Source organism: Pseudomonas sp. TE3728 (assembly GCF_056279145.1).
On record NZ_JBWBQT010000001.1, the window covers coordinates 5,779,945 to 5,806,183 of the forward strand.

Below are 26,239 nucleotides of genomic sequence, written 5' to 3' on the forward strand. Positions count from 1 at the left end.
TGGCCGGATCACCGTGGAATCAGTGGCCGGATGTTCATGGAATAGGTGGCCGGATGGCCGTGGAATCCGCACGCCTGGCTGGAAAGATCCAGTGCAGGCGCTACCCATTCAACCGGAATATGTTGGGTAAAGGTACTCAGATCGCAGAAGTTGAAAAGATCGCCAAGGTCGAGCAGGTCTTGTTGAACAGACATAAAAAATCCGATGCCAGAGGTCTGGCATCGGATTTTCGAGTAAGCCCTGCTGAGACTCAAATGCTTAAGTGAACAGCATTACGACGAAGTCGAGGCTTTTTTGATTTGCTCAGAGAGCAATCGTCAAATCGTAGCTCGAATCAATCCCAGCTCAACGCCCCACCAGTCTGATACTCAATAACCCGAGTCTCAAAGAAATTCTTCTCTTTCTTCAAGTCCATAATCTCGCTCATCCAAGGGAACGGGTTAGTCGTCCCCGGATACTCTTCCTTCAAACCAATCTGGCTCAAACGACGGTTAGCAATAAACTTCAGGTAATCCTCCATCATCGCCGCATTCATGCCCAACACCCCACGAGGCATGGTGTCACGAGCGTATTCGATCTCCAGCTGAGTCCCTTGCAGAATCATCTGGCTCGCTTCTTCCTTCATTTCAGCATCCCACAAATGCGGGTTTTCGATTTTGATCTGGTTGATCACGTCGATGCCGAAATTCAGGTGCATGGATTCGTCGCGCAGGATGTACTGGAACTGCTCGGCGACGCCGGTCATTTTGTTGCGGCGGCCCATGGAGAGGATCTGGGTGAAGCCGCAGTAGAAGAAGATGCCTTCCAGAACGCAGTAGTAGGCGATCAGGTTGCGCAGCAGCTCTTTGTCGGTTTCGACGGTGCCGGTTTCGAACTTCGGATCGGAGATCGAGCGGGTGTATTTCAGGCCCCAGGTGGCTTTTTTCGCGACCGATGGGATCTCGTGGTACATGTTGAAGATCTCGCCTTCATCCATGGCCAACGATTCGATGCAGTACTGGTAGGCGTGGGTGTGGATCGCCTCTTCGAAGGCCTGGCGCAGGATGTACTGGCGGCATTCCGGGTTGGTGATCAGGCGGTATACGGCCAGGACCAGATTGTTGGCAACCAGGGAGTCGGCGGTGGAGAAGAAGCCGAGGTTGCGCATCACGATGCGGCGCTCGTCGTCGGTCAGGCCTTCCGGGTTTTTCCAGAGGGCGATGTCGGCGGTCATGTTGACTTCTTGCGGCATCCAGTGGTTTGCGCAGCCGTCCAGGTACTTCTGCCATGCCCAGTCGTATTTGAACGGGACGAGCTGGTTGAGGTCGGCGCGGCAGTTGATCATGCGCTTTTCATCGACAGCTACACGGGCGGAGGCGCCTTCCAGTTCGGCGAGGCCTTCGGCGACGTCGAGGGAATCCAGGGCAGCCTTCGCGCGGGCGATCGCGGCGGAGTCCGTCGCGGTCACGGCGCGGGCCTCTTGAGCGGCGGCACCACCGGCGCTGTCGAGGCGGTCCATGTTGGCTTCAGAAGCGTGGCCGGCATTGGCGCCTTTTACAGCGACTTCGCCGTCATCTTCTTTGTCGAATTCGTCCCAGCTCAGCATGACGTGTCGTCTCCTGCGTGAGGGCCAGATTGCCCGTGTGAAAACTGATAGGTTGGTTTTTCACACAGCCGTTTCTGGCCGCGTTGGATCTAAAGGAAATCGTTTTTTGCAGCAGTACAACGCAGGCAATAAACAGAATTTTGTACGGGTGTTCCGAAGCCGCTGATGGGCGCAGAAAACGTGAACCGCTCTGCGTGGGCTTCAGACTGGCTTTTCACCCCTGTAAGGGAATATTGCAGGCCCGTTTAAGTGCGCATTATAAGGAAATTTTCGGCCCCGTGGTGCGGCGAAATGGCACTCGGAGCGGTCGGCGAGGGGCGTTTTCAGGTTGGAGCGAGGGTTTACAGGGCTTTGGCGGAGGAAGTTTTTTTTTCGTCTGTTTTGGCTGGTTTTTGACGGTGAGGGCTGGGTGTTCGCGTGGTTATGGTCTGCTGTTGTGTTGCAAGCCAGGTGGGGCGGGGCTTTCGGGGGAGATGAGCCGTTTTTGTGGGGGTAGTTTTTGGCTGAAAATGTTCTTGAAATGGATTGCTCAAAAAACAACCAAAAACAGCGTTTTTTACTACATGTAGTGGTTTTGGTCGATTTTTGACCACTTCAGACACAACTAAGCCCGACCGAAGTCGGGCTGTAATGTCGCTTTCGGTTTTCAGCTGAGGCGACCAGCACCTACGTGATCAGAACCATCGGCAGCGACCTTGGCAGCGCCGGTGTGATCAAAGCCGTCAGCAGCGACTTTGGCAGCGCCGGTGTGATCAAAACCATCGGAAGCGAAAGAGGCCGAACCAGTGTGGTCGTAACCGTCAGAAGCGACAGCCGCTTCAGTGAAAGCAGCCGAACCAGTGTGGTCGTAACCATCGGCGGCGAAGGTGTTGGCGGCCAGGACGGAAAGGGTCAGAGCGAGGATCAGTTTGGTTTTCATGGTGGTATCTCCAGGTTCGTTGGCGTTGTGTGCCTTGGGTGTGGAATTCATCCTACGCCAACTATTTTGATTAAAAAGCGCAAATAAACGCTGAAAACAATCGTATTTATCGATGTAATGCTCGGCGCTTCATCTGCCTTTAAAGCGGGCGGATGGGTCGAGCCTTGATAAATAAGAGGGGGGGCGGATCAGCCGTTAGAGCAGCCGTTGCCCATGACGCTGTAGCGCAGAATGTGCCGCTGACCTTTGGAATCGTCGTATTCCATTTTGGCTGGAACCACTTCGCAGACATTCGGGATTTCGCTCATCGATATGACTTTGGCGATGTCCAGGTGGGTGGAGTAGGTGTATTCCTCAATAGCGGGTTGTTGCTGTGCGACATCAGTCGGGACCTCATCCGCCATGGCGGTTACGCACAGACTGCTGAGGACCAGAACCCATAAAGCTTTCATTTCAAATTACCTTTCTGAGGTCGAATGGGGTCGCGCAATCATTTTTTGGATTGCGTGTGGAGCTTTAATAAAGAGTCTTGGATTAACTGCCTTCGTGGGGGCTGCAACTGGGTTAATCACGTTGCCTTGTTGGCGAGGCTGATTTTAGGCCTAGGGGTGGCGTGCATATAGCCGTGCTTTTGATAAACACTTTTGGCAGATTTGGTAACAATCCCCGAAAACTCGCCCTTATCTTCCCGTGTAGGGCTGCCGAAGGCTGCGATCTTTTGACTTTAAAAAGAGCGCAGATCAAAAGATCACAGCCTTCGCCAGCTCCTACGGGATTGCGTAGATCCGCGCGATCACAGGTGTACTCGGTCTTGGTAGGAGCTGCCGGAGGCTGCGATCTTTTGACTTTAAAAAGAGCGCAGGTCAAAAGATCGCAGGCTTCGCCAGCTCCTACGGGATTGTGTAGATCCGCGCGATCACAGGTGTACTCGGTCTTGGTAGGAGCTGCCGAAGGCTGCGATCTTTTGACTTTAAAAAGAGCGCAGGTCAAAAGATCGCAGGCTTCGCCAGCTCCTACGGGATTGTGTAGATCCGCGCGATCACAGGTGTACTCGGTCTTGGTAGGAGCTGCCGAAGGCTGCGATCTTTTGACTTTAAAAAGAGCGCAGGTCAAAAGATCGCAGGCTTCGCCAGCTCCTACGGGATTGCGTAGATCCGCGCGATCACAGGTGTACTCGGTCTTGGTAGGAGCTGCCGGAGGCTGCGATCTTTTGACTTTAAAAAGAGCGCAGGTCAAAAGATCGCAGGCTTCGCCAGCTCCTACGGGATTGCGTAGATCCGCGCGATCACGGGTGTACTCGGTCTTGGTAGGAGCTGCCGAAGGCTGCGATCTTTTGACTTTAAAAACAGCGCAGATCAAAAGATCGCAGGCTTCGCCAGCTCCTACGTTGACCGTAGATAACCGGGTTTGAGCGCCTCGTCGCGGTATAGCCACATTTTGTAGGGGCTTGTTACTACCATCGTCGAATGGTTCTATAGGCCCGGCCCGGCTACAACTGGAGCCATACAAAAACAACTATTCCACCGAGGTAAGAAAGATGAGTGCGGCTTCTTTGTATCCCGTTCGTCCCGAGGTTCTAGCCAACACGCTGACTGACGAGGCCACCTATAAGGCCATGTACCAGCAGTCGGTCGTCAACCCGGACGGCTTCTGGCGTGAACAAGCCAAGCGCCTCGACTGGATCAAGCCTTTCACCACGGTGAAGCAAACGTCCTTCGATGATCACCACGTCGACATCAAATGGTTCGCCGACGGCACGCTGAACGTTTCCTACAATTGCCTCGACCGTCATCTGGCCGAGCGCGGCGATCAAATCGCGATCATTTGGGAAGGGGATGACCCGGCCGAAAGCCGCAACATCACCTACCGCGAGCTGCACGAACAAGTCTGCAAGTTCGCCAACGCCTTGCGCGGCCAGGATGTGCATCGCGGCGACGTGGTGACGATCTATATGCCGATGATCCCCGAAGCCGTGGTCGCCATGCTGGCCTGCACCCGGATCGGCGCGATTCACTCGGTGGTGTTCGGTGGTTTCTCGCCGGAAGCCCTGGCGGGTCGCATCATCGACTGCCGCTCGAAAGTGGTGATCACCGCTGACGAAGGCATTCGTGCCGGCAAGAAAATTCCGCTGAAGACCAACGTCGACGACGCGCTGACCAATCCGGAAACCAGCAGCATCCAGAAAGTCATCGTGTGCAAGCGCACCGGTGGCAACATCAAATGGAACCAGCATCGCGACATCTGGTACGAAGACCTGATGAAAGTGGCAGGCAGTGTGTGCGCGCCGAAAGAGATGGGCGCTGAAGAAGCGCTGTTCATCCTTTATACCTCCGGTTCCACCGGCAAGCCGAAGGGCGTGCAGCACACCACTGGCGGTTACCTGCTGTATGCGGCGATGACCCACGAGCGCGTGTTCGATTACCGTCCGGGCGAAATCTACTGGTGTACCGCCGACGTCGGCTGGGTCACCGGCCACACTTATATCGTCTATGGCCCGCTGGCCAACGGCGCGACTACGCTGCTGTTCGAAGGCGTGCCGAACTACCCGGACATCACCCGGGTGGCGAAGATCGTCGACAAGCACAAGGTCAACATCCTCTACACCGCACCGACCGCGATCCGCGCGATGATGGCGTCGGGCACCGCCGCTGTAGAAGGCGCCGATGGCAGCAGCCTGCGTCTGTTGGGTTCGGTCGGTGAGCCGATTAACCCGGAAGCGTGGGATTGGTACTACAAGAATGTCGGTCAATCCCGTTGCCCGATCGTCGATACCTGGTGGCAGACCGAAACCGGCGCGACCCTGATGAGCCCGTTGCCGGGCGCTCATGGCCTGAAACCTGGCTCTGCGGCACGGCCGTTCTTCGGCGTGGTGCCGGCGCTGGTGGACAACCTGGGCAACATCATCGAAGGCGTTGCCGAGGGCAACCTGGTGATTCTCGATTCGTGGCCAGGCCAGGCGCGTACGCTGTATCGCGACCATGATCGCTTCGTCGACACCTACTTCAAGACCTTCCGTGGCATGTATTTCACCGGTGACGGTGCGCGTCGTGACGCAGACGGTTACTACTGGATCACCGGTCGCGTGGATGACGTGCTTAACGTATCCGGCCACCGCATGGGCACCGCCGAGATCGAAAGCGCGATGGTCGCTCACCCGAAAGTCGCCGAAGCGGCGGTAGTTGGTGTGCCGCATGACATCAAGGGCCAAGGCATTTATGTCTACGTCACGTTGAATGCTGGCGAAGAGCCGAGCGAGCAATTGCGCCTGGAGCTGAAAAACTGGGTGCGTAAGGAGATCGGTCCGATTGCTTCGCCGGATGTGATTCAGTGGGCGCCGGGGCTGCCGAAAACCCGTTCGGGCAAGATCATGCGCCGGATTCTGCGCAAGATTGCGACGGCCGAATACGATGGGTTGGGGGATATTTCGACCCTGGCTGATCCGGGTGTGGTGCAGCATCTGATTGATACGCACAAGACCATGAACGTCGCGTAAGCGCCGATTCCTGAGTCATCGAAGCCCCTCCAGGTGTTGAGCCTGGTGGGGCTTTTTGTTGTTGAAGATCAAAAGATCGCAGCCTTCGGCAGCTCCTACAGAGATCGCATTCCAGCTGTAGGAACTGCCGAAGGCTGCGATCTTTTGATCTTCAACCAATAATTATCGGCTTCCTCTGTAGGTCCATTCCCACTGTTACCCATCACCCTTCAAGTTACTAAAAGTGTAACCGCCCGCCCGATAACGAGGCGATGGGAAACGCAAAGCCCCGTCACAGGGCCTCTAAACCCGCCATGAAAAATAAGACACCACGCTGCGCTTGCCGGATTAGAAGGGTTTGCCAATAATAGGCCCGCAATTTGCAATATAGATCGGTTCACTGTCTTTTGCTCTTGCATGAAATTGCAAGGCTGTCAACGCGTTCAAGCGGCTTTCTCAGTGCATCTGTAATTTGTTGTCGCATTGAAGAAATATCGGCTTCGGGCCTGTCGTTAGAATGCCGATCACTCGCTCGTCGTTGCCTGTGTTGAAATTTCGCACACGTGATGTAGGACGCAGCAACGCTTTCCGGTTCCACTCATTCGCATATTGGGCTGTTGCTCACTCTGCCGTTTTTGCCCTTTACCGATGGAGTCCCAAGATGAAGAAACTTGTGCTGCTTGGCGCCCTGGCACTGTCCGTGCTGTCCCTGCCGACCTTCGCCGATGACAAGCCCGTAAAAATCGGTATCGAAGCAGCGTACCCTCCGTTCGCCTCCAAAGCGCCGGACGGCAGCATCGTGGGTTTTGACTACGACATCGGCAACGCCCTGTGTGAAGAGATGAAGGTCAAGTGCGTGTGGGTCGAGCAAGAGTTCGACGGCCTGATCCCGGCACTCAAAGTGCGCAAGATCGACGCGATCCTGTCGTCCATGTCTATCACCGAAGACCGCAAGAAGTCCGTGGACTTCACCAACAAGTACTACAACACCCCGGCCCGCCTGGTCATGAAGGCTGGCACTCAGGTCAGCGAAAACCTGGCTGAGTTGAAGGGCAAGAACATCGGCGTGCAACGTGGTTCGATCCACGAGCGTTTCGCCCGCGAAGTCCTGGCCCCGCTGGGTGCCGAGATCAAGCCTTACGGTTCGCAGAACGAAATCTACCTCGACGTGGCTGCTGGCCGCCTCGACGGCACCGTGGCAGACGCTACCCTGCTGGATGACGGTTTCCTGAAAACCGACGCCGGCAAAGGTTTCGCCTTCGTTGGCCCGGCCTTCACCGACGTCAAATACTTCGGCGACGGCGTGGGTATCGCAGTTCGCAAGGGCGACGCGCTGAAAGACAAGATCAACACTGCGATCGCGGCCATTCGCGAGAACGGCAAGTACAAGCAAATCCAGGACAAGTACTTCGCCTTCGATATCTACGGTAAGTAATCGTCCCCGCAACAAGTCCGAAATGGCGCAAGCAACAGAATCTCTGAGGTTTGCGCCATTTTTTCATCCCAACTTTCGAGGACCTGAATCATGTTGAAAGGCTACGGGGCTGTCATCCTCGATGGCGCATGGCTGACGCTTCAGCTCGCCTTGTCGTCCATGGTCTTGGCCATTGTTCTGGGTCTGATCGGCGTTGCGCTGCGTCTGTCCCCGATACGCTGGCTGGCCTGGCTGGGCGATCTGTATTCCACGGTGATCCGCGGTATTCCCGATCTGGTGCTGATCTTGCTGATTTTCTACGGCGGCCAGGACCTGCTCAACCGCGTGGCGCCGATGCTCGGTTATGACGACTACATCGACCTGAACCCGTTGGCCGCCGGTATCGGCACCCTGGGTTTCATCTTCGGTGCGTACCTGTCGGAAACTTTCCGTGGTGCCTTCATGGCAATCCCGAAGGGGCAGGCAGAAGCCGGCATGGCATACGGCATGAGCAGTTTTCAGGTGTTCTTCCGGGTGTTGGTGCCGCAGATGATTCGTCTGGCGATTCCGGGTTTCACCAACAACTGGCTGGTATTGACCAAGGCGACCGCGCTGATTTCGGTGGTCGGTCTGCAAGACATGATGTTCAAGGCCAAGCAGGCGGCAGACGCTACCCGCGAGCCTTTCACCTTCTTCCTCGCAGTGGCGGCGATGTACCTGGTGATCACCAGCGTCTCGTTGCTGGCATTGCGTCACCTTGAGAAGCGCTACTCGGTAGGCGTAAGGGCGGCTGATCTATGATCTTCGACTACAACGTCATTTGGGAGGCCTTGCCGCTGTACTTCGGCGGCCTGGTGACCACCCTCAAACTGCTCGCGCTGTCGCTGTTCTTCGGTCTGCTGGCGGCACTGCCGCTGGGGCTGATGCGCGTCTCCAAGCAGCCGATCGTGAACATGAGTGCCTGGCTGTTCACCTACGTGATCCGCGGCACGCCAATGCTGGTGCAGCTGTTTTTGATCTACTACGGCCTGGCGCAGTTCGAAGCGGTGCGTGAAAGCTTCCTCTGGCCATGGCTGTCCAGCGCCACGTTCTGTGCGTGCCTCGCCTTCGCCATCAACACCAGCGCCTACACCGCTGAAATCATCGCCGGCAGCCTGCGCGCCACGCCGAACGGCGAGATCGAAGCGGCCAAGGCCATGGGCATGTCGCGGATCAAAATGTACAAGCGGATTCTGCTGCCATCGGCCCTGCGCCGGGCACTGCCGCAGTACAGCAACGAAGTGATCATGATGCTGCAGACCACCAGTCTGGCGTCCATCGTGACCCTGATCGACATCACCGGTGCCGCGCGCACGGTCAACGCTCAGTTCTACTTGCCGTTCGAAGCCTACATCACCGCCGGCGTGTTCTACCTGTGCCTGACGTTCATTCTGGTGCGCCTGTTCAAAATGGCCGAGCACCGCTGGCTGGGCTATCTGGCCCCGCGGAAGCACTGATATGGAACGCATCGATCATGCATTGCCGTGGAGCCACTTGGGCAGCGAACGCCGGATTTCGGTGTTCTGCTTCGGCGCTGGCGAGCGCAAGGCCTACATCCAGGCCAGTCTGCACGCCGATGAACTGCCGGGGATGCGCACGGCCTGGGAGCTGAAAAAGCGCCTGACCGAACTCGAAACCCAAGGCTTGCTCAACGGAGTGATCGAACTGGTGCCGGTGGCCAATCCACTGGGCCTGGGTCAACTGCTTCAGGGTAACCATCAGGGGCGTTTCGAGGCCGGCAGTGGCAAGAATTTCAACCGCGATTTCGTCGAGCTGAGCGAACCCTTGGCCGCTGAACTGCAAGGGCATCTGGGTGACGATCCTCACGCCAATGTCCGTTTGATCCGTGAAACCATGAGCGATGTGCTGGCTGCCTTGCCACCTGCCGCGAGTCAGTTGCAAGGCATGCAGCGCATCTTGCTCAGCCATGCCTGCAACGCCGACGTGGTGCTGGATTTGCATTGCGATTGCGAAGCGGCGCTGCACATGTACGCCTTGCCGCAACACTGGCCGCATTGGCGTTCGCTGGCTGCACACTTGAACGTCAAGGTCGGTCTGCTGGCGGAAGATTCCGGTGGCAGCTCCTTTGATGAAGCGTGTTCGCTGCCTTGGCTGCGTCTGTCGCGTCTGTTTCCGGATGCCCAGATTCCGCTGGCCTGCCTGGCAACGACCATCGAGTTGGGCGGCCAATCCGATACCGGTCGCCCAGAGGCGGAGGCTTACGCCGAAGGCATTCTGGCGTTCCTCGCTGAACAAGGGTTGATCAGCGGCGAATGGCCAAAACCTGCGCAAGACGCTTGCGAAGGCATGCCGTTCGAAGGCACTGAATTGCTGTTCGCGCCGCATCCGGGCGTGGTGAGTTTTCTGCGTAAACCCGGTGAGTGGGTTGAAGCGGGTGACGAGATTTTTGAAGTGATCGATCCGTTATCGGATCGGGTCAGCACGGTGTGTGCTGGTACGTCCGGGGTGCTGTTTGCCATTGAACGGCTGCGTTATGCCCAACCCGGTTTCTGGCTGGCCAAGGTGGCGGGGCGCGAAGCGCTGCGTCACGGGCGCTTGCTCAACGACTGACTGACTGTTTTTGTGAGAACCGACCGCATGTACAAACTTGAAGTCCAAGACCTGCATAAACGCTATGGCAGTCACGAAGTGCTCAAGGGCGTGTCCCTGAAAGCGGCGGCTGGCGATGTGATCAGCATCATCGGCTCCAGTGGCTCCGGCAAAAGTACTTTCCTGCGCTGCATCAACCTGCTCGAGCAACCGCACGCCGGCAAGATTCTGCTCAACAACGAAGAGCTGAAACTGGTCGCCAACAAGGACGGCGCGCTGAAAGCCGCCGACCCGAAACAGCTGCAACGCATGCGTTCGCGCCTGTCGATGGTGTTCCAGCATTTCAACCTGTGGTCGCACATGACCGCGATGGAAAACATCATGGAAGCGCCGGTCCACGTGCTCGGCATGTCCAAGACCGAAGCCCGCGAGAAGGCCGAACACTACCTGAACAAGGTCGGTGTTGCTCATCGCAAAGATGCTTACCCTGGGCACATGTCCGGCGGCGAGCAGCAGCGTGTGGCGATTGCCCGTGCGCTGGCGATGGAGCCTGAGGTGATGCTGTTCGACGAACCGACTTCGGCCCTCGACCCTGAGTTGGTCGGTGATGTGCTGAAAGTCATGCAGGCCCTGGCGCAGGAAGGCCGGACCATGGTGGTGGTGACGCACGAAATGGGCTTTGCCCGTGAAGTGTCGAACCAGTTGGTGTTCCTGCACAAAGGCGTCGTCGAAGAAAGCGGCAACCCGCGCGAAGTGTTGGTCAATCCGCAGTCTGAGCGTTTGCAGCAATTTTTGTCCGGCAGCTTGAAATAATCAGGACTGCCGTTGCGCACCGCGATAGTGCATGCTTCGCAGCCTAAAGGCTGGCCCGGATCTCTTGTAGGAGCTGCCGAAGGCTGCGATCTTTTGACCTTGATTTTTCAAATCAAAAGATCGCAGCCTCGTTTCACTCGACAGCTCCTACAGGGGGCTACAAGCCAGCTCCCACATTTGATCTTTGCCGGTTTCAAGATTTGTGTTCATTTACGGGCTAGCCTTGGCCCATGCCTTCATTCTGTTCTTTGCTTCGGATTGCCCGCCATGACTGCCCATCGAATTGGTTTCCTGATTTGGCCCAGCACTAAAGCTCTGACGCTTGCGCTGGCTGAGGAGGCCTTGCGTGTTGCCCAGCGTGTGCATCCGGACGTTGTTTACGAACTGTCGTTTTTGCAGGCCGAACCATCGACCGAAGGCGCCTGGCAATTGCCGGGCGAACCCTGGGCCGGCAAGCTCGAAAACTTCCAGAAACTGTTCCTGCTCGCCGACGAGCCGCCGACCTCGCTTGCGCCGGCGCTCAGCAGTGGGTTGAAACAACTGGTGCGCGCCGGGTGTGTAATCGGCGGGTTGTCGGCCGGTGTTTACCCGTTGGCGCAGTTGGGTTTGCTCGACGGTTACCGCGCGGCCGTGCATTGGCGTTGGCAGGACGATTTCGCCGAGCGATTCCCGAAGGTGATTGCCACCAGTCACCTGTTCGACTGGGATCGCGATCGCTTGACCGCGTGCGGCGGGATGTCGGTGCTCGATTTGCTGCTGGCGGTGCTGGCCCGCGATCACGGCGCCGAACTGGCCGGTGCGGTGTCGGAAGAACTGGTGGTCGAACGCATCCGTGAGGGCGGCGAGCGCCAACGCATTCCGCTGCAGAACCGCCTCGGTTCCAGTCATCCGAAGCTCACCCAGGCGGTGTTGCTGATGGAAGCCAACATTGAGGAGCCGCTGACTACCGACGAAATCGCCCAGCATGTGTGCGTATCACGTCGGCAGCTGGAGCGGATCTTCAAGCAGTACCTCAACCGTGTGCCGAGCCAGTACTACCTGGAATTGCGCCTGAACAAGGCCCGGCAAATGTTGATGCAAACCAGCAAGTCGATCATCCAGATCGGCCTGTCGTGTGGCTTTTCTTCGGGGCCGCACTTCTCCAGCGCCTACCGCAACTTCTTCGGCGCCACGCCGCGGGAAGATCGCAACCAGCGGCGCAGCAGCAGCCCGTTCGAGTTGTCATCGGTGCCGTCCGAGCGCGGTTGAATCTGCGCCAGGCTGCACTCGAATCAGGCGTTGATTATTCGTCAACCTCTGAGTTTCCAGAGGACGACACCTCCATTTGCGCGTTATCGATGATTTCATCAAGCCCGAAGTCAACGTTGTTCAACCTGAAATAATCAAAGAGTCGTCGAAGGCTGTCTTCGGACAACGGATTCCCTCTCAGGTTGAGGCTTTCGCCAATTTCCATCGGCAGCTCCAGAATGTCGCTGGGTATCTCAATGATCGCGTTTGCGCTCAGATCAACCACGTCCAGAAACTCGAGTTGCAGCAGCCCTGGGGGAAACTCAGTGATGCCGGTGTTGTTTAACAGCAGTACGGCAAGCTCGGGCATCTGACTGACGTCGGGTGTCAGCCCCAATGGGTTGTTGCTCAGCTCCAGATAGTCAAGGCGCTCCATTTGCGCCAGTTCGAGCAGGGTTTGCGTGGTCAGGGTGAGTTGACACCGGGTCAGGGCCAATGCTGTCAGATCGCCCATCCTGAAAACGGCGTCGGGGATTTCGTTCAGTGTGTATTCGCGGATGGTCAGGCTTTTGAGGCGGGGGAAGCATTCCAGAAAACGCCCGGCCCCTGAGGTCATGCCGGCATTACTGTGCAAATAGAGCAGTGTGACGTGACTGAAGTCGGCGCTCAGCACCGGCAGGTTGCCAGTGATGTTGATGGTCAGCGTCAAATCATAGGTGGGCGTCAGTGTCGCGTTGAAGCCATCCACATTGGTTTCATGGCGCCAGCAACGCTCCAGAATCCGTTTGGTTTCAATTCGGTTCAACTCTTCGAGTACCCGCTCCACGTCCGTCAGGGCTTGGCCAGAAACCGGGTGGTGGGTGGGAATGTCCTGGGTCCAGATTTCCAGGGTGGTCCTCAGCGTTTCGAACTCGCCTTCCAGGCGTGTCAGCTCTGTTTGGCCCTCTTGCAGTGTGCCAGGCAGGCGATAAATGAAATCGCTGGCTCGCTCTTGATCCAGTCGTGGATAGAGTCGTTGTAATCGTTGGATATCCGCCTGTTCAGCAAAGACACCGAAGTCAAGGCCGGTCTTGACGAAGTAGCGTTTGATGCGTTCGCGGTCTGCTGCGCAAATCGGGTTGCCGCCCAGGTCAAAGCCATTCTGTATGTCCGGTGGCAATTCGAAGAGGGCGGCAGGCAGTTCCAGTATTCGATTGTCATTGAGCAGGGCGGTTCGAAGGTGGGGGCGCGTCAGCAAACCGGTGGGCATGCTGGAGATGCCAGTCCCTGCCACATCGATGTAATCCAGATCGGGCATGTTTTCGACGTTGGGGAGTAACCCCAGCGGATTGTGATACAGCTCCAGTGTTGTCAGCTCGCTCAGTGCAGCGAGTGTCGCCTGGCTCTGCGGGGTGAGGGTGAGCGCACAGTCGCTGATAATCAGTTCGTTGAGGTGCGGCCATTGGGTGATGGCGTCCGGGAGATTGCCAAGGTTGAAATTGCGCAGGGCCAAACGATGCAGCCCGGAGAAGCGCTTCAAGAATCCATTCACGCCCCCAGTGGCTCGATGGCCGGTCAATGAGAGGTTGCTCACGTGAGTGAAATCGGTGCTCAGCACCGGGAGCTCGCCCAAAATCGGCCGGGAAAAAATAAAATCGACGTGCCAGGTGTCGGTCAAGGGATGGGAAGCCTGCCGACGCCAGCAGTCGAGCAGTTGGTTCATGAACTGCCTGCGATTGCGTTGTTGTGTGGAGAACTGGTTGGCGACGATTCTGACATCGGTATCCGGGATATACAGCGGGATATCGCCGGTCCAGAGTTGCAGTTCATCGACGAGCCTTTCGTGTTCGCCGATCAGTCGTGTCAATTCTGCTCGCGGTCCGCTCGGATGCAGCTGTAGCCGTTCGACGTACGCTTGCAGTTCTTCGGCCGAAAGATGGGGGAACAGACTATGGGCTCTGGCTTGTAACGTCAGTGGCTGGTTCGGCATACGCCGATAGCCGTCGGAGCCGCCCAGCAGACGCATCACTGATGGGTCGTAAGTGGGTTTGAAGATGGGGTGATGCGATAGCAGTGCGCGCAACTCGTCGCGACTCAAGGCATGTTCGCGGATCGATTGTTTGAGTTTTTCATCTTCGCCGATATGGATCTTCAACGCGCTACGCTCGATGTCGGGGAATGCCTGCAGCAGGCTGGCATACAGATCGCTGGCGGAATTGAGTGCCTGGCCTGTCTCGTCATAGGCTTGAAACGAACCCTCTTCAGTCATGACCAGGACCTTGTGCAGCGGCGCATCCGTTTTGCCGACGCTATCGATCAGTTGTCCCTCATAGCTGTACTGCCGCAGTTCGATGCGCAGTTGCCCCGACCAGCCCGGTAAACGTTCGAGCGAGTGCAGGGCCAGTCGCTGTGTGTCGAGGTTATCGGCGGTCGACTTAAGTTCAAGGCCTTCGTAGGCGCGTGTCACCCGTGTTTGCAACGCGGCCTCACGGCTCAGGTCCGCCAGTCGTTCGGGCAATATTCCCTGTTTGAGCTGTTGCAGTTCCTGATCGCTCGCCGTGTCGAGCACCGCTTCTGCGAGGCTCGTCGGCAGGCCGGGTTCGGCGTTGATGATGGTGTGTGCTGGTGCGCGAGCGCCGCGTTCGAGTGTGCGGTAGCGATAGTCGAACAAGGCGGCTCTTTTGCGTTCGACAATCTCAGCCAGCGTGCGACGCAGTGTGCGAGTGCGGGTGTCGAGACGGGTGACGGAGGCACCGAACTCCTCGCCCATCAGCGTTTTTATTTCGGCTTCATCCAGTGTCAGAAGAAACGTTTTGAGCAAGTCGCCGTCGTTCAGTTGTGTGACATCGATTTGCAGGTCCGGCACCGCGGAGCCGGGGCTTTGCCAGATGGTTTGAGCCTTTTCATCAATCAGGCGCAGGCCTTTGCGCTCGGGCCAGTAGCCGTTTTCGTAGAGTAACTCCAGTTGTGTCACGGGATCGGCCTTGAGGAAGTCTTCAGGCCGGTCGCTGTTCATCTGTTCGATAAAGGTTTGAATGTCCTGTTCGATCCTGAACCGTTTGAGGGTGTCGGCAAGCATGGGTGGCAGCCGTTCGACATCCGTGTGCATCTTGCGCAGCGTGTTTTCATCGTCGCCGCTGATCGTGAGCATGCGCTCACGCTCGATGGCGGAAAAACGTTCCATGTCGGGACCGATACGGCGCAACAGCGTGGCCTGATCCCATTCCAGCGGTTGCTCCAGCTCAGTCTGCCAGGCACCTTCACCATTGTGTTTGAGCACTGGTTTATAGGCGTCGGGGCGAGCCGGGTGGTCGATGCGGTGCTGGCCGGTTTGCGGGTCCTCGATCACGGCATAGAGTTTGTCTTCCAGCCTCAACAGGGATTTGCCCTGATGGTTGTGCAGCCCGCGTTCGTCGGTTGGCGAACCCTTGGGCAGTTCTGCGCGTTGTTCGAATGGCGCCAGATCGGGCTTCCAGTAGCGGGTTTCGCCATTCGGTGTCTTGACCGGTTTGAAACGGTCAATGAACTCAACGACTTCTCGAGGCAGGACTGAACGAAACTCCCCCACGACGAGGGTGCCTCCTACCGCAAAGGTGCCCAGCTGTACCGCAGACTGAACCGTCTCCATGAAATGTTCGAGCGCTTCATCTGTCAGGCCTTCTGCCCAGTCGACGATGCCTTCGAAGGTCTCGTCGAGCAATTGATATGCCATGTAGCCCAGCATCAGTTCGCCGAGGAACGGCACGAACGGCAGGGCGACAAAGGCTGCGATGTTCACCAGCGCCGAGGCAATTTCTGTGAAGGAGTCCCATAACGCCCATCGGGCTTTTTGGTCGACCAGGGCAGTGGATACTGCGATGACCCGCGCATCGTTGAGGATCTTGTCCAGTTTGCGCTGGTAGAGATGAGTCCACAGATCGCCCTGGATCGGCACTGCCGCCATTTGCAGGTTGACGCGCTGGTCTGGATTTTCTCTCCACGTGGGGCGCGAATCGCCAGGTTGAAGCGGTTGCCAGGTGATGGGGGTGAGGCGGTTGTTCAACTGAGCGAAAAAGTGCCCGCGATCCTCATGGTCGATAAAGCGACTGAAGAATTGTTGATAGTCATGATTGCGCAAGCGCTGGATCAGTTCCTGGGCGAATGCGCCGGTGGAGGAATACTCCTTGATCGGGTGTTCGGGGTCGTCGGGAATATAGGCCACTGCCCGAACCGTTTCGTGCGAACGCTCCAGATCCGGGGCAAACAGCACGATACCGGTCAGGTTGGCGTTCATGATTGTCAGTTCATGGCAGCCCCATTCCTGGCCGCGCAGGCGCAAGTGTTGCAGGCCATCCAATAAGCCAAGGATCAGTTGATGAACAGCACCGCCAAGCTTGTTTTGCATGTACGCCATTTGCAGGGCGGCGGTGAGTGCCGCTTTCTGGCTGTTGCGAACTTTGGATTGCAGGACCGCCGTCGCCACCGGATTGCGCAGGCCCAGGTTTTCTTCGAGGTGCTCTTTGTAGCGCTCGCCAATATCCAGTTCCCGGCACAATCGGGTAAATGCAGCGATGGGCATTTTTTGCAGGATATGCGGCAGTTGTTTGAATTGCCCGGTGGAAGAAGGCGGGGTGATATAGGTGGACGCGGACTCGAAAGCCTGGTCTGTCGTCTCGCTGCTTTCAAAATTATGTAGCGCGGCATCCAGCAGCGACACGGTCCAGATGCGTGTTGCCCCGGATTTCAATCGCAGCCAGGGAATGCGGGCAGGAATATAAAGACGCAAAAAGGTATGGCTGACATCCAGTTCCAGCCCGAAGCGTTTCTTGATCTCGGCTGCAAGTATTGGCTCGGCAAAGGTGCTGGCGTTTTGTAGGCGCGCCAACGCCCGATCGACACGGTTTTGCGCCTCCCAATGCCGTGCATTGAGTTTGCCCAGTTCGACGTGCTGTGCCCTGGAGGCTGCCTTGAGTTCAGCCGGTAGCTGCGGTTTTACCTTCAGCAAGGCTTCGCGCTTTTGTGCGTTCGCCTGCATCAGCCAGGAAGGAATGACGCTCATCAGGTGCTGATAGTGCGCATCCGGCCTGAAAGGTAGCATCGAAGCGTCTGGGTGTTCGGTGTTCATGTTCATGGAAGAGGTCGTCTGGGTTCGAAAGGCCTCTAGCAAAACCCATCAACCTGAACGGCGTGCGGTACATATTTACCGCCATCGGCAACACCGCATCAGATAGAACTGAGCACGCCTGCCGCAAACCCCGCCAGCAGTTTAAACTGCGCCTTTGCGACGCTATTTGTCGCATTGCCGTAAACCCGGGCAAAACCTGTGTTTGCGCTATAAGAAGTTGTCGCTTGGCGGCAAGGCCGGGCTGAAAACTGTCCTTACAATCCCCCCATCGCTCGCCAGTTTCAGGCGAGTGTTCCTTTTCAGGAGACTCCGATGTCCGTTGAGCACGCTGCGGTAGAACGCGCCGATTTCGACCAGGTAATGGTTCCCAACTACGCGCCAGCCGCTTTCATTCCTGTGCGTGGTGCCGGTTCCCGTGTTTGGGACCAGTCTGGCCGCGAGCTGATCGACTTCGCCGGCGGGATTGCCGTTAATGTATTGGGCCATGCGCACCCGGCGCTGGTCGCTGCATTGACCGAGCAAGCGAACAAGCTGTGGCACGTGTCCAACGTGTTCACCAATGAGCCGGCCTTGCGTCTGGCCCATAAGCTGGTCGACGCCACTTTTGCCGAGCGCGTGTTCTTCTGCAACTCTGGCGCTGAAGCCAACGAGGCTGCCTTCAAGCTGGCCCGTCGCGTGGCCCACGACCGTTTTGGTACCGAGAAGTACGAAATCGTTGCCGCGCTCAACAGCTTCCACGGCCGTACCCTGTTCACCGTGAACGTCGGTGGCCAGTCGAAGTACTCCGACGGCTTCGGTCCGAAGATCACCGGCATCACCCACGTGCCTTACAACGATCTGGCCGCGCTCAAAGCTGCTGTTTCCGACAAGACCTGCGCGGTGGTTCTGGAGCCGATCCAGGGCGAAGGCGGCGTACTGCCGGCTGAGCTGTCTTACCTGCAAGGCGCCCGTGAGCTGTGCGATGCGCATAACGCGCTGCTGGTGTTCGACGAAGTTCAGACCGGCATGGGCCGCAGCGGCAAGCTGTTCGCTTACCAGCATTACGGCGTGACCCCGGACATCCTGACCAGCGCCAAGAGCCTGGGCGGCGGTTTCCCGATCGCAGCGATGCTGACCACCGAAGACCTGGCCAAACACCTGGTCGTCGGCACCCACGGCACCACATATGGCGGCAACCCGCTGGCGTGCGCTGTCGCTGAAGCGGTGATCGATGTGATCAACACGCCTGAAGTGCTGAACGGCGTCAATGCCAAGCACGACAAGTTCAAGACCCGTCTTGAGCAGATCGGCGAGAAGTATGGCCTGTTCACTGAAGTCCGCGGTCTGGGCCTGCTGCTCGGTTGCGTGCTGAGCGATGCCTGGAAAGGCAAGGCCAAAGACATCTTCAATGCCGCCGAGCGTGAAGGCCTGATGATTCTGCAAGCCGGCCCGGACGTGATTCGTTTCGCCCCAAGCCTGGTGGTTGAAGACGCCGATATCGATGCCGGTCTGGACCGTTTCGAGCGTGCCGCGGCGAAGCTGACGCAAGCCTGATAGACCTTTCGACGCCTGACTGTTCAGGCGTCGATCCAAATATTTGTTTCGGGCTGGATCAAAAGTGTGGGAGCTAGCCTGCTAGCGATGAGGGCCTGATAGCCAACATCATTGTTGCCTGACAGGACGATATCGCTAGCAGGCTAGCTCCCACAGTTGACTCTGAGTTGTTTCAGGGATGGCCCGGGGTTTTTTTCTTCTGTAAGTTCTGAGATTAAGGAGTGACACCATGCTGGTGATGCGCCCCGCGCAAATGGCTGATCTGGGCGAGGTACAGCGTCTGGCTGCGGACAGCCCGATTGGTGTCACTTCCTTGCCGGATGACGTTGAACGCCTGAGCGACAAGATCGCCGCAAGCGAAGCTTCGTTCGCCGCTGAAGTCAGCTTCAACGGCGAAGAGAGCTATTTCTTCGTCCTCGAAGACACGGCCACCGGCAAACTGGTGGGCTGTTCGGCCATCGTTGCCTCGGCCGGTTATTCCGAGCCGTTCTACAGTTTCCGTAATGAAACCTTCGTCCACGCCTCCCGCGAGCTGAAGATTCACAACAAGATCCACGTGCTCTCCCAGTGCCACGACCTGACCGGTAACAGCTTGCTGACCAGTTTCTACGTCAAGCCGGAGTTGGTGGGTTCGCCTTGGGCTGAGCTCAACTCCCGTGGTCGCCTGTTGTTCGTGGCCAGCCATCCGGAGCGCTTTGCCGATTCGGTGGTGACCGAGATCGTCGGTTACAGCGACGAAAATGGCGACTCGCCGTTCTGGGATGCCATCGGTCGCAACTTCTTCGACCTCAACTACGCCGAAGCCGAGCGTCTGTGTGGCCTGAAAAGCCGCACGTTCCTGGCCGAGCTGATGCCGCATTACCCGATCTACGTGCCGTTGTTGCCGGATTCCGCTCAAGAGGCGATGGGCCAGGTGCACCCACGTGCACAGATCACCTTCGACATTCTGATGCGCGAAGGCTTCGAGACGGATCACTACATCGACATTTTCGACGGTGGCCCGACGCTGCATGCCCGCGTCTCGGGGATCCGTTCGATCGCCCAGAGCCGTGTCGTGCCGGTGAAAATCGGCGAGCCGGTCAAAGGCGCGGGTCGTCAATATCTGGTGGCCAATGCCCAATTGCAGGATTACCGCGCCGTTTTGCTTGAGCTCGATTACGCGCCGGGCAAACCCGTCACCCTGGATCTTGAAGCGGCCGAAGCCCTGGGCGTCGGTGAAGGTGCCAGCGTGCGCCTGGTGGCGGTTTAACGCCTGCTGCTATGCCTATAAAGAGTGAATGCTGAGTAAAGCAGCGAGTTTCACGGGTGGCGTCAGCGGCCCGTTTGAGGAGATAGCATGATTGTTCGTCCCGTACGCAGCAGCGATTTACCCGCTCTGATCGACCTGGCCCGCAGCACCGGTACCGGCCTGACCACCTTGCCGGCCAACGAAGAACGTCTGGCCCATCGGGTCGGCTGGGCCGAGAAGACCTTCCGCGGCGAAGCAGGGCGCGGTGATGCGGACTACCTGTTCGTACTCGAAGACGACAATGGCCGCGTGGTGGGCATTTCCGCCATTGCCGGCGCCGTCGGCCTGCGTGAGCCCTGGTACAACTTCCGGGTCGGCCTGACGGTCAGCGCCTCGCAAGAGCTGAACATCTACCGCGAAATTCCGACGCTGTTCCTGGCCAACGACCTGACCGGCAATTCCGAGTTGTGTTCGTTGTTCCTGCACGCCGATTTCCGCACTGGCCTCAACGGCCGCATGTTGGCCAAGGCGCGGATGCTGTTCATCGCCGAGTTTCCGCAACTGTTTGGCAACAAGATCATCGCCGAAATGCGCGGGGTGTCTGATGAGGCCGGGCGTTCGCCGTTCTGGGAAAGCCTGGGTCGGCATTTCTTCAAGATGGAATTCAGCCAGGCCGATTACCTTACCGGCGTGGGCAACAAGGCGTTCATCGCCGAACTGATGCCGAAATTCCCGCTGTACACCTGCTTCCTGTCGCCAGATGCGCGCAACGTGATCGGCCAGGTTCACCCGGACACCGAGCCGGCGCTGTCGATGCTCAAGAGCGAAGGTTTCAGCTATCAAGGTTACGTCGACATCTTTGATGCCGGCCCTGCGGTGGAATGCGAAACCACCAAGATCCGCGCAGTGCGCGACAGTCAGGCGCTGGTGCTGGCCATCGGCACTCCGGGTGACGACGCCACGCCGTTCCTGATTCATAACCGCAAGCGCGAAGACTGCCGGATCACTGCCGCACCAGCACGCTTCGCCGCCGGCACTTTGGTGGTCGATCCGTTGACCGCCAAACGTCTTCAACTCAACGCCGGCGATCAAGTACGCGCCGTTCCGTTGTCCGCTGCTCGGGAGTCGAAATAATGAATTCGCTATACATCGCCGGTGAATGGCTGGCTGGTCAGGGTGAAAGCTTTCAATCGGTAAACCCGGTGACCCAGCAAGTGCTGTGGGCCGGCGAAGGCGCCACGGCCGGTCAGGTCGAGTCGGCTGTGCAGGCTGCGCGTCAAGCGTTCCCGGGTTGGGCCCGTCGTACCCTGGAAGAGCGCATCAGCGTGCTGGAAGCCTTTGCCGCAGCGTTGAAGAATCACGCTGACGAGCTGGCTCGCACCATCGGTGAAGAAACCGGTAAACCCCTGTGGGAAGCGGCGACTGAAGTCACCAGCATGGTCAACAAGATTGCCATCTCGGTGCAGAGCTATCGCGAACGTACCGGCGAGAAGAGCGGCCCGTTGGGCGACGCCACTGCAGTGTTGCGCCACAAGCCGCACGGTGTGGTGGCGGTGTTTGGTCCTTATAACTTCCCCGGCCACTTGCCGAACGGTCACATCGTGCCGGCGCTGCTGGCCGGGAACAGCGTGCTGTTCAAGCCGAGTGAGCTGACCCCGAAAGTGGCCGAGCTGACGGTCAAGTGCTGGATCGAAGCCGGTCTGCCGGCCGGTGTGTTGAACCTGCTGCAAGGCGCCCGCGAAACCGGTATCGCCCTGGCGGCGAACCCGGGCATCGACGGTCTGTTCTTCACCGGTTCCAGCCGTACCGGCAATCACCTGCATAAGCAGTTTTCCGGTCGCCCAGACAAGATCCTTGCGCTGGAAATGGGCGGTAACAACCCGCTGGTGGTGGATCAAGTCGCGGACCTCGATGCCGCTGTTTACACCATTATTCAGTCGGCCTTCATTTCTGCCGGTCAGCGTTGCACCTGTGCCCGTCGCTTGCTGGTGCCGCAAGGCGCCTGGGGCGATACGCTGCTGGCGCGTCTGGTGGCGGTCAGCTCGACGATTGAAGTCGGTGCGTTCGATCAGCAACCGGCGCCGTTCATGGGCTCGGTGATTTCCCTCGGCGCTGCAAAAGCGCTGATGGATGCGCAAGAACATCTGTTGGCCAACGGCGCCGTGGCGCTGTTGGAAATGACTCAGCCCCAGGCCCAGGCAGCCTTGCTGACCCCGGGCATTCTGGACGTAACGGCGGTTGCCGATCGCCCGGACGAAGAGCTGTTCGGTCCGCTGCTGCAAGTGATCCGCTACGCTGATTTTGAAGCGGCGATCGCTGAAGCCAACGACACCGACTATGGCTTGGCGGCTGGTTTGCTGTCGGATTCCGAAGCGCGTTATCAGCAGTTCTGGCTGGAAAGCCGGGCCGGTATCGTCAACTGGAACAAGCAGCTGACCGGTGCGGCGAGCAGCGCGCCATTCGGCGGTGTCGGCGCATCGGGCAACCATCGCGCCAGTGCCTACTACGCTGCAGATTACTGCGCGTACCCGGTGGCCTCGCTGGAAACCCCGAGCCTGACCATGCCAGCGGCTCTCACGCCTGGCGTGAAAATGGCGTGATGCCCATCGCCAGCAGGCTGGCTCCCACAGTGATTGGGTCGCACACAAAATGTGTGAACACCACCGAACCTGTGGGAGCCAGCCTGCTGGCGATGGCCGCGCCGCGGTCTTACTGAATAGTTACTGAAGCCATAACAACAGATTCTCGTGGAGCCTCGCTGATGAAATCCTATGAAGTCAATTTTGACGGTCTAGTGGGGCCGACCCATAACTACGGCGGCCTGTCCTACGGCAACGTCGCGTCCCAGAGCAACAGCCAGCAGTCTTCGAACCCTAAGGAAGCCGCGCTACAGGGCCTGGCGAAGATGAAAGCGCTGATGGAAATGGGCTTTCAACAAGGCGTTTTGGCGCCACAAGAACGTCCGGACGTAGCCGCACTGCGCCGGCTGGGTTTCAGCGGTACCGATGCTCAGGTGATCGAGCGCGCCGCCAAAGATGCCATGCCGCTGCTGGTTGCCAGTTGCTCGGCGTCGAGCATGTGGGTGGCGAACGCCGCCACGGTCAGCCCGAGCGCCGACACCGCGGATGGCCGCGTGCATTTCACCGCCGCCAACCTGAACTGCAAATACCACCGCAGCATCGAACACCCGACCACCAGCCGCGTACTGGGGGCGATGTTCGCCGATCAGAAGCACTTTGCTCACCACGCCGCTTTGCCAGCCGTGGCGCAGTTCGGTGACGAAGGCGCGGCCAACCACACCCGTTTCTGCCGTGACTACGGTGAAGCCGGCGTCGAGTTTTTCGTGTTCGGTCGCAGCGCGTTCGACACCCGTTACCCGAATCCGCAGAAGTACCCGGCACGCCAGACGCTCGAAGCGTCCCAGGCCGTCGCGCGTCTGCACGGCCTGAGTGATGACGGCGTGGTCTATGCCCAGCAGAACCCTTCGGTGATCGATCAGGGCGTGTTCCACAACGACGTGATCGCAGTGGGTAACGGCGAGGTGCTGTTCTATCACGAGGACGCCTTCCTCGACACCGAGCAGATGCTGGCTGAACTGCAAGGCAAACTCGCAAAAGTCGGTGGGAAATTTCAGTCGATCTGCGTACCGCGTTCCGCGGTCACCGTGGAAGACGCGGTACGTTCCTACCTGTTCAATAGCCAGCTGCTGTCGCGTCCTGACGGCTCCATGCTATTGATCGTGCCGGAAGAATGCCGTGGCAACGAGCGTGTCTGGCAGTACCTGCAAGGCCTGACCAGCTCTGGCGGCCTGATCCGCGAAGTGAAAGTTTTCGATCTCAAGCAGAGCATGCAGAACGGCGGGGGCCCGGCTTGCCTGCGGTTGCGCGTCGCACTTAACGAAACCGAACTGGCGGCCGTCAACCAAGGGGTTATCATGACGGCACCGTTGTACGGCACATTGACCGAATGGGTCGACAAGCACTACCGCGACCGCATGACCGAAAACGATCTGGCGGACCCGCAATTGCTGCTTGAGTGCCGGACGGCACTGGATGAACTGACGCAAATCCTTAAACTGGGCGCGGTTTATCCATTCCAGATCAATTGAACGTCGAGAGCGTAAAACACATGAGCGATACCCTGCAGCTGATCCTTGAAGACACCGACGGCACGCAACTGGAAACTTCCTGCACCCGCGTCGCGGTCATGTGGCAAGGCAAAGAGCTGTGGATCCAGCAGGACGGCCGCGGTCAGTTGTTGATCGGCGTGGACGTCGAAGAAGGTGACGCTGAATACGCCAACCTGCTGCTGCGCCCATTGGCGACTAATCTGGTAAGTTTGCAACTGGAGATGGAACCGGCCGACGTCGGTGATGATGAGGACCACGTACACGGCCCGGATTGCAATCACGACCACTAAGGAAACCGCTCTATGCTCGCCCTCGGCAAACTGCTTGAACTGACCCTCGCCGGCCGCGAACCGGCGGAGAAGACTCAACTGACTGTCGAAGGCGTGCGCATGCGCTGGTTGAGCGAAGGTGCGCTGGAAGTCCGGCCACCTGAAGCCCGCGACAATAGCCTGGACCTGCTGCTATCGGCCGGCATCCATGGCAACGAAACAGCGCCGATCGAGCTGCTCGATCGCCTGTTGCATGACATCGCCCGCGGTGACTTGAAGCCGCGCGCACGTATTCTGTTCCTGTTCGGGAACCCGGAAGCGATTCGCAAAGGCGAGCGTTTCATCGAGCAGGATGTCAATCGGCTGTTCAACGGTCGGCACGAACAAACCAGTGGTTCCGAGGCCTTGCGCGCTTGTGAGCTGGAGCGGCTGGCGGCGACTTTCTTCAGCCTGCCGGACCGCAATCGCCTGCATTACGATCTGCACACGGCGATCCGTGGCTCGAAAATCGAGCAGTTCGCCCTGTACCCCTGGAAAGAAGGTCGTCAGCATTCACGTCAGGAACTGGCTCGCCTGCGTGCCGCCGGCATGGAAGCGGTGCTGTTGCAGAACAAACCCTCCATCGTCTTCAGCTCCTATACCTACGACAAGCTCGATGCCGAGTCCTTCACCCTGGAGTTGGGCAAGGCCCGGCCGTTCGGGCAGAACGACGGGGTCAACGTCGATCTTCTTGAAACCCGCCTGAAGCAGATCATCGAAGGTACCGAGCCGCCAATGACCGACGACGGGCTGGATGGTTTGCAGTTGTTCAGCGTTGCGCGGGAAGTCATCAAGCACAGCGATAGCTTCCGCCTGAACCTGCCGGCGGATATCGAGAACTTTTCAGAGTTGAAGGTGGGGTATGTACTGGCCGAGGATATCGCCAATACCCGCTGGGTCATTGAAGAGCAGGGTGCCCGGATCATCTTCCCCAACCCCAAGGTCAAGAACGGCCTGCGCGCCGGCATTCTGATCGTGCCGACCACCGACGAAAACCTCGCCTGATTCCAAATATCGGACCCGACTTGGATCCCTGTAGGAGCTGTCGAGTGAAACGAGGCTGCGATCTTTTGATCTTGTTGTTTAAGAATCAAAAGATCGCAGCCTCGTTTCACTCGACAGCTCCTACAGGTTCAAGGGTGAATCAGACGGCTACCGCACGCGGCTCAGTACGACGCAACGCCCGCATCTTGTGCAGCGTATCCGCGCACGTCTTCGCCGCTTCCTGACCTTTATGCACGAAATGCTCGAAGAAGAACTTCTGATGTTCTTCGCCTGCATGGAAGTGATGCGGGGTCAAAACCACCGAGAACACCGGCACTTCGGTTTCCAGCTGTACCTGCATCAGGCCGCTGATCACTGACTGGGCGACGAATTCATGGCGATAGATGCCGCCGTCGACCACCAGGCCCGCCGCGACGATGCCGGCATAACGACCCGACTTGGCCAGCAGTTTGGCGTGCAGCGGGATTTCAAAGGCGCCGCCGACTTCGAAGAAATCGATGTCCGATTCCTGATAACCCTGAGCAATCATTTCGGCGACGAAGCCTTTACGGCTCTGATCGACGATTTCCTTGTGCCAGCAGGCCTGGATGAACGCGACGCGCTCGCCCTGATGGTTTTTGCTTTTGCTATCGATTGCGGTGGGTTGCATGTTCTGACTCCTGTTTGTGTGAAAAACAGGGCGTTATGAATCGAATGGGATTTAAGGGTACGCAGACACAAGTGCCTGCGGACGGCGCTTTGGTACAGAACCTGGGCGGCGCCAATCCCGTTCTCTCTTCATCCGGACTATGACCGTCGGCCCCGGGATCACACCGGGTCTGCTGACCTTGCCGCCATCACAGCCATTGCCGTGCTGCCGCCAAGCGCTCGCGGGCTATGCGCATTGCGCGCAATTACCGCCGGTGGGGAGTCGCACCCCGCCCTGAGAACGTTT

At 58.2% G+C, this 26,239-nt stretch carries 20 protein-coding genes and 1 riboswitch; of the genes, 14 read left to right on the forward strand and 6 right to left on the reverse strand.

From position 1 onward, the window contains the following. Positions 1-8: 8 nt before the first annotated feature. The 4 genes from ACZ89R_RS25505 to ACZ89R_RS25520 form a co-directional block, all read right to left on the reverse strand. The gene (locus ACZ89R_RS25505) at positions 9-194 is read right to left on the reverse strand and encodes a hypothetical protein (protein ID WP_429547954.1); all 186 of its coding nucleotides are present in this window, start codon (positions 192-194) and stop codon (positions 9-11) included. A 140-nt stretch (positions 195-334) separates the two neighbouring features. Further along, complete coding sequence (locus ACZ89R_RS25510; protein WP_007934889.1) at positions 335-1,585, reverse strand: ribonucleotide-diphosphate reductase subunit beta; 1,251 nt, start codon at positions 1,583-1,585, stop codon at positions 335-337. 646 nt (positions 1,586-2,231) lie between these two features. Continuing rightward, positions 2,232-2,504 (reverse strand): hypothetical protein, encoded by a 273-nt coding sequence (locus ACZ89R_RS25515; RefSeq protein ID WP_123495811.1) that lies wholly within the window; start codon positions 2,502-2,504, stop codon positions 2,232-2,234. A gap of 188 nt (positions 2,505-2,692) precedes the next feature. Then, on the reverse strand, positions 2,693-2,956 hold the full coding sequence (locus tag ACZ89R_RS25520) for a DUF2790 domain-containing protein (RefSeq protein ID WP_123495813.1): 264 nt from the start codon (positions 2,954-2,956) through the stop codon (positions 2,693-2,695). A gap of 1,085 nt (positions 2,957-4,041) precedes the next feature. On the opposite strand from ACZ89R_RS25520, the gene acs reads away from it, so the two are divergent. The 7 genes from acs to argR all read left to right on the forward strand — a co-directional run bounded on the left by acs (position 4,042) and on the right by argR (position 12,040). After that, a complete protein-coding gene (acs, locus tag ACZ89R_RS25525) occupies positions 4,042-5,997 on the forward strand; it encodes an acetate--CoA ligase (protein ID WP_123495815.1) in 1,956 nt (651 codons plus the stop codon). A 640-nt stretch (positions 5,998-6,637) separates the two neighbouring features. Then, complete coding sequence (locus tag ACZ89R_RS25530) at positions 6,638-7,411, forward strand: ABC transporter substrate-binding protein (RefSeq protein ID WP_008009943.1); 774 nt, start codon at positions 6,638-6,640, stop codon at positions 7,409-7,411. Between the two features lie 90 nt (positions 7,412-7,501). Further along, the gene (locus tag ACZ89R_RS25535) at positions 7,502-8,191 is read left to right on the forward strand and encodes an ABC transporter permease (RefSeq protein WP_007904805.1); all 690 of its coding nucleotides are present in this window, start codon (positions 7,502-7,504) and stop codon (positions 8,189-8,191) included. Further along, on the forward strand, positions 8,188-8,886 hold the full coding sequence (locus ACZ89R_RS25540; protein ID WP_258699492.1) for an ABC transporter permease: 699 nt from the start codon (positions 8,188-8,190) through the stop codon (positions 8,884-8,886). The genes ACZ89R_RS25535 and ACZ89R_RS25540 overlap by 4 nt, the downstream gene beginning before the upstream one ends. Before the next feature lies 1 nt (position 8,887). Next, positions 8,888-10,000 carry a M14 family metallopeptidase gene (locus ACZ89R_RS25545; protein ID WP_429547706.1) on the forward strand — a complete coding sequence of 371 codons (1,113 nt, stop codon included), beginning with the start codon at positions 8,888-8,890 and terminating at the stop codon, positions 9,998-10,000. A 27-nt stretch (positions 10,001-10,027) separates the two neighbouring features. After that, positions 10,028-10,792, forward strand: a complete 765-nt coding sequence (locus ACZ89R_RS25550; RefSeq protein ID WP_007904680.1) for an ABC transporter ATP-binding protein — start codon at positions 10,028-10,030, stop codon at positions 10,790-10,792. Positions 10,793-11,059: 267 nt separating this feature from the next. Then, positions 11,060-12,040 (forward strand): transcriptional regulator ArgR, encoded by a 981-nt coding sequence (argR, locus tag ACZ89R_RS25555; protein WP_192344429.1) that lies wholly within the window; start codon positions 11,060-11,062, stop codon positions 12,038-12,040. A gap of 34 nt (positions 12,041-12,074) precedes the next feature. Here argR and ACZ89R_RS25560 read toward each other — a convergent pair whose 3' ends face one another. Then, positions 12,075-17,108, reverse strand: a complete 5,034-nt coding sequence (locus ACZ89R_RS25560) for a dermonecrotic toxin domain-containing protein (RefSeq protein WP_429547705.1) — start codon at positions 17,106-17,108, stop codon at positions 12,075-12,077. A 306-nt stretch (positions 17,109-17,414) separates the two neighbouring features. Between ACZ89R_RS25560 and ACZ89R_RS25565 the strand changes: the two genes are divergently transcribed. The 7 genes from ACZ89R_RS25565 to astE all read left to right on the forward strand — a co-directional run bounded on the left by ACZ89R_RS25565 (position 17,415) and on the right by astE (position 25,305). After that, complete coding sequence (locus ACZ89R_RS25565; RefSeq protein ID WP_007904683.1) at positions 17,415-18,635, forward strand: aspartate aminotransferase family protein; 1,221 nt, start codon at positions 17,415-17,417, stop codon at positions 18,633-18,635. A 229-nt stretch (positions 18,636-18,864) separates the two neighbouring features. Further along, positions 18,865-19,884, forward strand: coding sequence for an arginine/ornithine succinyltransferase subunit alpha (gene aruF, locus ACZ89R_RS25570; protein ID WP_095634598.1), 1,020 nt, complete (start codon positions 18,865-18,867; stop codon positions 19,882-19,884). An 87-nt stretch (positions 19,885-19,971) separates the two neighbouring features. Then, complete coding sequence (gene astA, locus ACZ89R_RS25575; protein ID WP_429547704.1) at positions 19,972-20,997, forward strand: arginine N-succinyltransferase; 1,026 nt, start codon at positions 19,972-19,974, stop codon at positions 20,995-20,997. Further along, a complete protein-coding gene (gene astD / locus ACZ89R_RS25580) occupies positions 20,994-22,463 on the forward strand; it encodes a succinylglutamate-semialdehyde dehydrogenase (protein WP_429547947.1) in 1,470 nt (489 codons plus the stop codon). The genes astA and astD overlap by 4 nt, the downstream gene beginning before the upstream one ends. A 161-nt stretch (positions 22,464-22,624) precedes the next feature. Beyond that, positions 22,625-23,971 carry an N-succinylarginine dihydrolase gene (gene astB, locus ACZ89R_RS25585; protein ID WP_429547703.1) on the forward strand — a complete coding sequence of 449 codons (1,347 nt, stop codon included), beginning with the start codon at positions 22,625-22,627 and terminating at the stop codon, positions 23,969-23,971. Positions 23,972-23,991: 20 nt separating this feature from the next. After that, complete coding sequence (locus ACZ89R_RS25590) at positions 23,992-24,282, forward strand: hypothetical protein (protein ID WP_007904718.1); 291 nt, start codon at positions 23,992-23,994, stop codon at positions 24,280-24,282. Positions 24,283-24,294: 12 nt separating this feature from the next. Then, a complete protein-coding gene (astE, locus tag ACZ89R_RS25595; protein ID WP_429547702.1) occupies positions 24,295-25,305 on the forward strand; it encodes a succinylglutamate desuccinylase in 1,011 nt (336 codons plus the stop codon). Between the two features lie 139 nt (positions 25,306-25,444). Here the strand turns inward: astE and ACZ89R_RS25600 are convergent, their stop codons facing one another. Then, positions 25,445-25,954, reverse strand: a complete 510-nt coding sequence (locus tag ACZ89R_RS25600; protein WP_429547701.1) for a 6,7-dimethyl-8-ribityllumazine synthase — start codon at positions 25,952-25,954, stop codon at positions 25,445-25,447. A gap of 115 nt (positions 25,955-26,069) precedes the next feature. Beyond that, a riboswitch (FMN riboswitch) is annotated at positions 26,070-26,239 on the reverse strand.